At 49.8% G+C, this 12,311-nt stretch carries 4 protein-coding genes; all 4 read left to right on the top strand.

The genetic code is table 11. The features are described from left to right. A partial coding sequence (locus tag GRP75_RS12675) for a non-ribosomal peptide synthetase (protein WP_160789476.1) occupies window positions 1-1,808 on the top strand: 1,808 nt, incomplete at its 5' end. A 13-nt stretch (window positions 1,809-1,821) separates the two neighbouring features. Then, entirely contained in the window at window positions 1,822-3,069 is a 1,248-nt protein-coding gene (fabD, locus tag GRP75_RS12670) for an ACP S-malonyltransferase (protein ID WP_068938674.1), read from the top strand. A 33-nt stretch (window positions 3,070-3,102) separates the two neighbouring features. Then, window positions 3,103-4,680, top strand: coding sequence for a type I polyketide synthase (locus GRP75_RS29735; RefSeq protein WP_237449017.1), 1,578 nt, complete (start codon window positions 3,103-3,105; stop codon window positions 4,678-4,680). 114 nt (window positions 4,681-4,794) lie between these two features. Then, window positions 4,795-12,311: amino acid adenylation domain-containing protein (locus GRP75_RS12665; protein ID WP_337194225.1), on the top strand; the 7,517-nt coding region annotated here is incomplete at its 3' end.

The following is a 12,311-nucleotide window of genomic DNA, read 5'->3' as shown; positions in this document are numbered from 1 at the left end:
ATGCTGAACTGCTGTTGGAAGCCATTCGCCGAACAGGTCCGCACTTGCTGCAAATAACGCCCTCGCGGCTTCAGCTTTTGCTTATGCACCCGGAAGCAAAAGAGAGTATGCGCACGTTGCAGGTCGTAATGGTGGGAGGCGAGGCTTTACCAGAGTCATTGCTTCGTCAGACGCAGGACGTGACCACTGCGCGCATTTTTAACATGTACGGCCCAACCGAAACTACAGTCTGGTCAACTGTGCAGGAGCTTACCCAGCATGAGCGGGTGAGAGTGGGTACGCCGATAGCGAATACACAAGTATATATTCTGGATGGGCAGCTCCAGCCTGTACCGGATCTTGTAGCGGGTGATCTCTGGATTGGAGGCAAGGGACTTGCATCCGGTTATGACAAGCGCCCTGAGCTAACATCCGAGAAGTTCAAAGCCAATCCGTTCCGGTCCGGTGAGCGAATGTTTAAGACCGGAGATTTGGCGCGGTGGCTGCCTAACGGTGAGATTGAAGTGTTGGGCCGGATGGATGATCAGATCAAGGTCCGTGGCTATCGGGTGGAACTGGGGGAAATTGAACAGGCGCTGCTGGCTCATCCTGCCATTCGGGAAGCTGTGGTGGTACAGGACCGATCAGATGAACAGGAGAACCACTCCCTTTGTGCCTATTGGGTAGGCCAGCAGACTTTATCAGTGAGTGAGCTACGTAATCATTTGCTTGCCCGGCTGCCAGAATATATGGTTCCCTCGCATTTTATTACCTTGTCGGAGATGCCTTTAACGCCGAACGGAAAAGTAAACCGTCGAATGCTGCCCAAGCCGGATCCTAGCCGTCCTCTTCTTGAAGTGGAATATACGGTACCTGCTACAGAGGTGGAAATGCAGGTCAGCCGAATTTGGGAAGAGGTATTGCACAGAAGTGGACTTGGCATCCACGATAATTTCTTTGAGCTGGGAGGCAATTCGGTTTTGCTCATTCAAATGAATGTTCGTCTCCAGCAAATCTATCCAGGGAAAATCAGCGTTGCAGACTGTTTTGCCTATCCGACCATTGCGAGACTTTCCGGTTTTCTGGAGCAGCAGCAAGGAGAACAAGCATGGACGGATGCGGAACAGGAACGATATGAGCGTCAGGAGCAATACTGGCGTCTTTACTTGGCTGAATCGTTATCTTTTATTCCGTGGAATGAGGCGATGCGGACAGATGGAGGAGCCGAAGGGCAGGCTACGTTCACCTTTACCTTACCTGCGGACCTGCTGACCACGTTACAGAAAGCAGTCTGGAGTCAGGATTTTGCCCTAACAGACTTGTTACTAGCCGTTTATACGTATGTTTTGTCACAAATGACAGGTCAGTCCGAACTGGTATTGCTCATCGGTGAAGGACACCTATTACCACATAAACAGTTCATACACCATGGACAGTCCTCTTTCCTCGCATTACAACTGACAGGGGAGAGCTTATATCCGCTGCGTGTACGATTGACGGAAAATGATGATTTTAGCGCCCTGTGCATAGAGGTTGCTGGTCATCGTCAAAAAGCGAAAGAGACCGACCTTTACCCGATCCCAGTTATGTTGCCAAATGGGACAGGAAACGCCAATCCATCTGCTTTTCTCCCTTGTGTGTTTTTGAATCATACGCCGGCGGGACATGAGGTGACCCGACAATTTGACTGGGTGCTTCATATGGATGTGCGCGCGGAGCAGGTACGGTTCCTATGCGAATATCAAGCTGGAAAACTGAAGAAGACTTGGGCGGAACAGATGATGAAGGCCTATGTCCACGTACTGCACAAGATTGCAGACCTACTATAAGGAGGATGGAACGATGAAAAAATTAGGATTTTTATTCCCGGGGCAAGGCTCTCAATATGTAGGCATGGGTCAAAGCTTATACGATGAATATTCAGTAGCAAGAGAAACCTTTGAAGAGGCCGAGGATGCGCTAGGGTTTGATCTAAAGACGCTTTGTTTCACAGGTTCCATGGATGAGCTGACTCTGACCGCTAATGCCCAGCCTGCCATTTTGACGGTGAGCATCGCAGCTTTTCGTGTACTGATGCAGGAATTGAAGCTTGCTCCATCTCTGGTAGCGGGTCACAGTCTGGGAGAATTCTCGGCATTGGTCAGTACAGGGGCGCTTGCTTTTTCGGATGCGGTGAAAATAGTACGTCAGCGGGGCATTCTGATGCAGGAAGCTGTTGCTCCCGGTACAGGAGCGATGCTGGCGGTAGTCGGGAGTCATGAGCGTGAGGTGGATGAGGTGTGCCAGAAAGCCTCGACAGCCGGTGTATCGGTCGGGATTGCGAATTATAATTCCTCTGAGCAGCTCGTCATTTCGGGTCATACTCCTGCACTGGAGAAGGCAGAAGAGGAACTGAACCGTAGAGGAATCAAAACGATTCGCCTCAAGGTGGGCTTTCCGTTCCATACGAATTTAATGCGGAGCGCTGCGGGGAAATTTCGGGAGGAGCTGGAGAGATATGATTATGGCCGTTTTCAATGGCCTGTGCTCTCTAATGTTACAGCGACACCCTATGCGGATCGTCGTTATATCCTATCTAACCTGACGTCCCAGATGGCACGGCCTGTGCAATGGCACAGAAGCGTTCAATACATGCTGAATCAGGGTGTGAATCATTTTATAGAAATCGGCCCCAAAACCGTATTGAGAAATTTAATGGCTGGTATCACCTCTACGGCTCATTCCTTTGCTTTTGAGCATCCCTCCACTCTGGAATTGCTGCGGAATGCTGATATCGAGAGCAAACCAGATGGTTTGGGTCTGGTGACCTCCTGTATTGCGATTGCGGTTTCAACCCAGAACCGGAACTGGAATAACGATGAGTATGAGCAGGGTGTAGTCGTTCCATACAAAGAATTGCAAAACCTGCGCGAACAATTGATCACAACCGGAACAGAACCAACGTTGGAACAAATGCAGCAAGCTCTGGACAAGCTAAAGTCCATTTTTGCAACCAAATTAACACCAACGGAACTACGGGCTGAACGGTTTGAGCAGATTTTCAGCAATACGCATACACGCGAATTATTTCCCGCGTTTCAGGTCAGCTAATCGCAGCGAACACGAGGAACGGAAGGGAGTACGATGATGACAAAAACAGGATTCAATCTGGCGGCTCTTCAATTCAATGAACAGGATTTTCAGGACGCGGGTCCGATCGCGGTTAATGAGCTGCGAGATTCGGATATTGCAGTCATCGGGATTAGCTGTAAAATTGCCGAAAGTGAAAATGCAGCTCAGTTTTGGGATCTTCTGCGGGCGGGGCAGGACGCTATACGCCCTTTTCCTGCCCGACGAAAAAGGGAGCTGGAGAGCCTCTTCCAAGCCGGACTGTTGAATGAACAAACGGCATTAAATGAAGGTGGATTTCTAGAAGAAATTGATAAGTTCGACTATCCCTTTTTTCAACTTTCTCCGGCTGAAGCGCGATTGATGGACCCAAACCAGCGACTATTTTTGGAGTCTGCCTGGGCGGCGGTTGAAGATGCGGGGTACGGTGGTAAAAAGCTTTCCGGTAGTCGGACAGGAGTCTATGTCGGCTACAGCAGTGATTTTGGTGAGGAGTACAAGCGGTTTATAGCAGAAATAGCTCCTTCATCAGCTTCTTCGGCGATTCCAGGTAATATTCATTCCATGATTGCCAGTCGGATCGCCTATCTGCTGGATTTAAAAGGGCCCAGTCTGTTGGTGGATACCGCATGTTCTTCATCTTTGGTGGCCATTCACCTGGCCTGCCGGGATTTGCGGCACGGCGATTGCGATACGGCGATTGCCGGCGGGGTAAAGGTCACACTTGTACCTATAAAAGAGGGAAAGGGCGGGGGGCTGGGTGTAGGCTCCTCGGATGACCGGACGAGAACGTTCGATAGCGTTTCAGATGGCACAGGTGGAGGAGAAGGTGTAGCCGCTGTTCTGCTCAAACCCTTGAAGCGGGCCATTCAGGATCAGGACCATATTTATGCTGTCATTAAAGGCAGTGCTGTGAACAATGACGGGACTTCAGCCGGGATTACGGCTCCCAATTCGCTGGCAGGAGAGGATGTCATTGTACGGGCCTGGAAGGATGCTGGGATTGACCCGGATACCATTACATATATTGAAGCTCATGGGACAGGCACCAAGCTGGGTGATCCAGTGGAGATTGATGGTATACGGAGAGCCTTTCGGCAGTATACCGACCGGAATCAATTTTGTGCCATAGGCTCGGTCAAAACCAATGTAGGTCACCTGGATAACAGTGCGGGAATCACGGGCTTTTTAAAGGCAGTGCTCGCTTTGGAGCATGCAGAAATTCCGGCGAGCCTACATTTTACCTACCCGAACCCGGATATTAGCTTTATTGATTCGCCTGTATATGTGAATGACAAGCTGCAGCCTTGGCCCAAGGAGGATTTTCCGCGACGCTGCGGAGTCAGTTCCTTCGGGCTCAGCGGTACGAACTGCCATGTCGTTCTGGAAGAGGCCCCGGCATGGGCTGAAATGCAGGATGGTGGCCAGTTGGAGCAGGAAACACCGGAAACGGTTCAGCTTTTTACGTTATCTGCTAAAAATGAAACAGTGCTTGCAGCCTATGTGAAGCAATATCAGCAATATGTCATGGAACCCAAAACCTATCCGTTACGCGATCTTTGTTATACCGCCAATACCGGACGAGGGCAGTAGGGCTTTCGTCTAGCGATTCTGTGCCGGGATTGGGATGATCTGGGGGCAAAGCTGACTCAAATACAGACCTCAGGCTTCAGCGGACAAGCGCAACAAGAAGAGTTCATACCGGGTGTGTATTTTGGACGTCATAAGGTTGTATCTGCACAGAAGGAAAAAGAAGCAGGGGAGCTTACGCTGGAGGAATCCAGAAGACTGACAGCATCAGCCAAAGAGAAACTGACCCAGTCTTCATTCGAGTTCGATACGCTGGATTCTCTGTGCCGTATGTATGTTGAGGGAGCAGATGTGGAATGGGAGAGCTTGTATGAAGGCAAAGCGTGCCGCAGACGAAGCATTCCCACCTATCCTTTTGAGCCTAAGCGATGCTGGGTGGAGGTAGAGGAGAAGGCAGTCGTTTCTCAGGCTTCCCATGTTCGAAAATTCACAGAGATGGAAACAACACATCCGCTTTTGGACTATTGTTTGGCAGAAACCGAGGATCAGGATATTTACCTGACCCGTTTCTCTGTTGGGCGTCATTGGGTACTAAGCGAGCATAAGATTATGGAAAACTGTATTGTACCAGGAACCACTTATCTGGAAATGGTTAGGGCAGGATTGGAAAAATACAAGCGTCCAGGCAAGGTGCTGGAGCTATATGATATCCAGTTTATTTCTCCGCTCATCGTGGATGCAGAGGAAGAAAGAGAAGTACACACCGTTTTGCAACGGGAGGGTGAGACGTTTTCGTTTAAGGTATTAAGCCGGACGGGACCCTCAGTTCAGCCGTGGGAGCAGAATTGGGTAAGGCATGCACAGGGGCGCGCGGTATTTGTAAAGGCAGCCCAACCTGTTATGAGTCTGGGCGATATTCGGACTGAGTGCAACGATCAGGAAGTAGTAGTCGGTGAGAATCATGCCGAAGCGGCTCCTGCATTTTCATTCGGGCCGCGGTGGGAGACGCTGCGGACGATTGCAATTGGAACAGATCAAGTGTTGGCTAAGCTGGAGCTGCCCGTAGCCTATCAAATGGATGTAAGTCAATACGTGCTGCATCCCGCTTTGTTGGATGTGGCCGTCGGGGTAGCAAGCCAGAGTTTAGGAAATGGCCTGTTCCTGCCATTTTCATATCACAAGCTGCGCATTTACGACTCCCTCCCACGGCTTTGCTACAGCTATCTGCGCAAAAAAAACAAGGTCAGGGAAAGTGGAGAAATTTTAACGGTAGATGTGCTCATTCTGGGTGCCGAAGGTCAGGTACTGGTAGAAATTGAAGATTATGCAGTCAAACGTGTACACGAGGCGGATCTTAAACGAACCCGCTATACAGAACATCATAAATATCATCAGATTGTATGGAAAAAGCAAGAACAAGCACCCTCCGAATATGAAGAAGATACAGTAACCCGGACCGCAAATGATTCAGTGTTATCCACACCGCTGGAAACGATTTTATTATTCACTGATAACCGTCCGATCGGTGTAACGCTACGTGGATTGTTAGCGCACGAAGGGTATGATGTGGTTGAAGTGAAGCGAGGAGTCACCTTTACTAAAATGTCAGACCATGCTTACTTCTCTACGGGTTCCGAGGAAGATCATAGACGCTTGTTGACAGAGATGCGATGTCAGAATGCTAAGAAACTGATATACCTCTGGAACGGGCAGTCTATGGTTCAGCTATTTCATCTGGCTAAGGCAATCGCAGAGACCAAGTCAGCTGTTAAGGAACTGACGGTGATCGCTGAGCAGGCTTATAAAGTGAATGAATTGGAAAATGAATTAAAACCAGAACATGCGGGCTTGTTTGGGCTGGCCCGGGTCATCGGTCAGGAATACCCTGATCTGAGCTGCCGTTGCCTCGATATAAATACAAGCACCCAGCCTTCAGAACTCATTCATTCCCTACGGCACGATGATGATACATTTCTGGTCGCTTGGCGTAACGGCGAACGTTATGTAGAGCAGATTGAACCTGTGGATCTGACGGAAAGCGAAGTTGACCCGATTACGATCAGACCGCAGGGAACCTATGTCATAACTGGGGGTACTGGCGGGCTGGGATTGGCAATCGGTAAATGGCTTGCTTCTAAAGGTCAGGTCACACTGGGATTGATAGGTCGCAAGCCTTTGCCACCCAAGGAGCAATGGGAGGCCATTGCAAACGCCGATTCCAACGGGAGCCCAAAAAACATAAGACAGAACTCAAATCCAGACATGAATACAAGGATGCAGAATACGGTTACCGCCTTACTGGAATTGGAGCAGCAGGGAGCGCAGGTAGAATATTATGCTGTCGATGTAGCTGACGAGACCGCTATGAAGCAAGCCTTGAATGAACTTCGCCACAAGTATGGGGCTATTCACGGTATCATCCATGCTGCGGGTGTGGCTGGAGACGGTTTTATGGCTCTCAAGAGCCAGGACCGCTTTACCGAGGTACTGGCTCCGAAGGTAACAGGCACACATGTGCTTGACCGAATCACCACTGCGGATACACTGGACTTTTTTATTCTTTTTTCATCTGTGACTTCACTGATGGGTGGACCAGGCCAAAGCGACTACACGGCAGCCAACGCCTATCTGGATGCCTTTGCCGAGTGGCGGAATCACTCCGGCCGACGTACGCTTGCCATCAACTGGGCTCCTTGGCAGGAAGTTGGGATGGCTTTTGAGCATGAGGTTGATTTCCAAGAGAGCTTATTTCAGGCTCTGTCCACACAAGAGGGACTGGCCGCTCTTGAACAATTATTGCTTCATCCCGTTCCCCGTGTCATTGTGGGTGGCTTGAATTACGCTCAGGTGGCCGCGCTGGATTCCGCTGCCATTCCTTTCGGATTTTCTCATGAAATGCGGGCTATTCTGGACCGTCATCGTCGGCTTCTGCATGACCATGCGGTCACGTCATCTGCTGCCGTGCGCCGTCCTGTGCAGTTGCGTGGTCGGGCAACAGAACAATATAGCTCATCTGAAAAGGTGATCGCAAGCATATGGGCGGAAGTGCTGGGGCTTGATGAGCTGAACATCTATGACAGTTTTTATGAGCTGGGAGGAGACTCCCTGATTGCTAGTAAAATGGTGGGACAGATGAATCAAAGCTTGTCCAAAAAAGTGGATATGAGCGATATCTTCAACTATATGACGGTCAGCGAATTAGCCCTGTATACGGATGGAGAAGCGAAGCAACCTCTTCTGACGGAAACGGAGCTGCCTGCACCCCAATCAGCTGACAAAAATCTGATCATTCATCCGGTGGAACAACGTGAGGTGTACCCAGCTTCCTCGACGCAACGTCGATTTTATATGATGCGTCAAATGGCAGGACATAGCACCTTGAACAATCTATGCAGTGCGATGACCATCACTGGTAATCTGGATCATCATCGGTTGGAGAAAGCCATATATGCGGTAATTCGTCGTCATAGCTCGCTGCGCACCGCTTTTGAGTTGCGGGATAACGAACTGGTACAGAGAGTGTACCCGGAGGTGGATTTTTCGCTGGAATATAGCGAAGGGGACGGGCGCGAACTCGAAGCGTATGTGGATGAATTTATCCGTCCTTTTGACCTGAATCGTGCGCCGCTGTTAAAGGCGAAGCTGATCCGGCTGAAGGACGATTCCCACCTCTTTCTGTGCGATGTTGACCATATTGCAGCCGATGGAGCCTCGATTGGTATTTTATTAAGTGAAATGATACAGGGCTATTCTGGACAGGATCTACCGCAACTGCCTATGCAATATACTGATTTTACATTGTGGCAAAATCAGCGTCTGGACAGTGCCGAAATGAAAAAGCAGGAGGCATACTGGCTGGACGTATTTAAGGGGACGCTGCCTGTACTTGATTTGCCTACAGATGAGCCGCGGGCAGCGCAAATGAGCAATGCCGGGGATGTCTATACATTTGATCTGAATGAGGAATTAACAGCTTTGGCTAAAAAAACAGCGGTACAGCATGGGGTTACGCTCTTTATGCTTCTGTACGCTGTCTATAGTACTTTATTGGCCAAATATGCGAATCAGGAAGAGATCATTATTGGCATTCCAAGCGCAGGTCGCCAGTCGGAAGAGGTTCAGCACATGATTGGGCTGTTCATCAATACGCTGGCCCTGCGAACTGCGCCAGCCGAAGATAAGCCTTTCGCAGCATATTTGCAGGAGGTTAAGAAGCACGCGCTTGAAGCCTATAAGCATGAGGATTATCCCTTTGAAATGCTGCTGAATCAGCTTGACGTACCGAGAGACCGGAGCCGGAACCCACTTTTTGATGTTCAGTTTATTTCCCAGAACTTTCGGGGGGAGCCGATGAGCATCAACGGGCTTCGCTTTACTCCGTTGGAAGCTAAGATGGAGGCTGTCCAAGTCGATCTGACAGTCATATGGGTTGAAAATGAAGGCAAGCTGCGTTTTCACTTTGAGTATGCGACCCAACTGTTCAAGGGAGAGACCATACGTCGGCTTGCGAGCTATTACAAGAATCTTTTACAAGAAGTTTGTGCTGATGCTTCGCGGCCGATTGGCCTCATTTCCATGAATCAGGCGGAAGAACAGCAGCGAACCCTGTACGAGTGGAATGAAACCCGGGTGAATTACCCACAGGAAAAGCTGGTTCACCAGTGGTTTGAAGAACAGGCAGAACAGCAACCTGAGCGGATTGCTGCCGTCTACGGAGAGCATTCGCTGACTTACAGCCAATTGAATATCAGAGCTAATCAGCTTGCCCGGCACTTGCTAACTTATCATTTGGTACCGGACCAAGCTGTCGGTATCCTGGTCCCCCGTTCGCTAGATATGCTGACCAGCATGCTTGCCGTACTCAAAGTAGGAGCAGCCTATGTCCCTATGGACCCGGAACATCCGACGGAGCGGGTGGCCTACATGCTGGAGGACAGCGGCGTGTCTCTGCTCCTAACTTCTACGGACACCGTCAGCATCGACACGCTTCGTTTTACAGGGTCCGTCATGGATGTAAGTGATCCGGCCTTGTACAGCGTAGATGCTGATAATCTAGCTTTTGCACTTGCAGGCAAGGAGTCTGTGGCATCTCACCATTTGGCTTATATTTTGTACACGTCAGGATCATCCGGTAAGCCCAAAGGAGTCATGGTTGAGCATAGAAATGTAACGAATTACATCACGGCTTTCCAGCATGAGTTCCATCTAACGGCTGAGGACGTAGTGCTCCAGCAGGCAGCCATTACCTTTGATGCATCCGTGGAGGAAATATACCCTACATTGGCAGCAGGGGGAACGCTGGCTATGGTTTCACGGGATGAACTGAAGGACATCCAATTGCTGAACCAATTCATTCGCCAGCAGCAAGTGACCGTGGTCAGCGCCTCGCCGTTTATTTTAAATGAGCTGAATCAACTGCCCCCTTTCCCGCATATTCGCACTTATATTAGCGGAGGGGATGTGCTGAAAAGTGAATATGTCACCCAGTTGTTGCGCTCGGCAAAGGTCTACAATACGTACGGACCAACAGAAGCGACCGTCTGTGCTACCTATTATTGTGTGCCGGATATTCCAGCTGTCCATCCATTGCCTGTCGGACGGCCTGTAGCCAATGCTGAGGTATACATCATGAATCGCAGGGGTACGGATGTTATGCCTATCGGGGTACCCGGTGAAATATGCATTTCAGGCTGGGGAGTTGCACGCGGCTATATGAACCGCCCCGAACTGACGCAGCAGCAGTTTGTAGCAAATCCGTGGATACCGGGCGAGCGGATGTACAAAACGGGTGATCTGGGCAGATATCTTGAAGATGGGCAAATTCAATTTTTAGGAAGAGTCGATCAGCAGGTTAAAGTGCGGGGTTACCGCATCGAGCCGGGCGAGGTTGAAAAATCGTTGCTCCAGCACCCGCGTATACAGGATGGAGTGGTGTTGGTTCAGGAAGTCCAGCCTGGTATGCATGAGCTATGCGCCTATATCGTTACAGATCAGGAATTGTCGGTGGTAGAACTGAAGACCCATCTGTCGGTAACCTTGCCTGAATATATGATTCCGTCTTACTTTGTTCGAGTCGATGAGATCCCGTTAACACATCACGGAAAAATCGACCGTCATGCTTTACCGCAAGTTAATGAAAGTATCAAGGTCGGTACGGCCTATGTGCAGCCAGCTTCACCCCTGGAAGAGCGCTTGGTTGAGCTTTGGTCGGAAATCCTGCACCGGGAGCAGATTGGCACACAGGATGACTTCTTCCTGCTGGGCGGTCAATCCTTGCTGGCAACCAAGCTGGTCTACCTTATTAACAAGGAATGGAATGTAAATCTGACACTGCGCGATTTCTTCCGGGCAGGGACGGTTCAAGGGTTAGCGACCTGGATAGAAGAAATTCAATCGGGCCGTGAACGTGGAATATTAGTGGAACAGGACGGATTAATCAAGCCCTTTAATCTCCGGCAAAAGCTATTGTTCCGCGTTCAGGTTATTCATCAGCCTGCCAACCGTCATTTGCTGTTCATTGATATGCATCATATTATTACGGACGGTCTTTCCCAGGAGATAATCGTCGAGGAATTTGCTCGTTTATACGGGGGCATGAACTTACCGGAATTGACGATCCAGTATAAAGACTATGCCGTGTGGCAGCGTGAGTTTTTGAACAGTGTGGAATTCCGTCAGCAGGAGCAGTTTTGGCTGGAGCTTTTTCAAGGGGAAATTACAGAGCTGGAATTGCCTACGGATTATGCACGTCCCGATGTGAGAAGAGGTGAAGGGCAAGCCGTTCATTTTGAGCTGGATCAGGAATGGACGTGGAAGTTAAAACGCTTTGCCCTGCAACAAAATGTCACGGTATTTATGGTTCTACTGGCGGCCTATAACCTATTGCTGGCCAAAGCCAGTGGGCAGGAAGATGTTATCGTCGGCATTCCGGTATCCGGCAGAACTCATGCGAGCCTGAGTCCTCTTGTCGGCATGTTCGTCAATACGTTGGCCCTTCGCAACACGCCGAAGAAGGACATGACAGTGCACGAATTTTTAATGCAGGTAAAGGAACGCTCTCTCCAGGCTTTTGAGCATCAGGACTATCCATTTGAGCAACTGGTTGAGAAGTTGAATTTGGCTGGCAAAACAAGCCGCAATCCGCTGTTCGATACCATGTTTGCATTATTGAACGAATCTTCCCGTACCATCGTAGAATTACCCGGCCTGAAACTGACTCCATGTGATGAAGCGGAGTATACAGGAGCACAATTCGATTTAACATTTACCGCAGCTATGACCGACGAGCGTATCGAATGTATCCTTCAATACGATGTAGATCTCTTTACCGGGGAGACGGTGGAACGCTTGAGCCGGGAATTCCTTCAAATCTTACACACTGTCCTTGTCAATCCACAGCAAAAGATTGGAGAGCTTCGGATAGAAAAGGTGGCAGTTGACCCGAATCAGCGGGACAGAGAGGAAATACTTGAGTCAGCAAGCGTCCACAAGGAAGAGGACTGGGTGAGTGAGCTTGCCATAGCGGCTTCGGAATCGGTGAACGAGGCGGAATGGAAGACACTTGTCCATGATTACAATCAGACAGACATGGGTCCGGGGTCCGTAAAGCTGTTACATCAATATTTCGAGGATCAAGCAAGCCGAAACCCTGAGCAGATCGCTCTCATTTCCGGTCAACAGGAGATCAGCTACGG

It is taken from the genome of Paenibacillus sp. OT2-17 (assembly GCF_009827695.1).
GTDB lineage: Bacteria > Bacillota > Bacilli > Paenibacillales > Paenibacillaceae > Paenibacillus > Paenibacillus polymyxa_B.
Note: the sequence above shows the minus strand (reverse complement) of the source record. Positions and strands in the feature narration are given on the sequence as shown.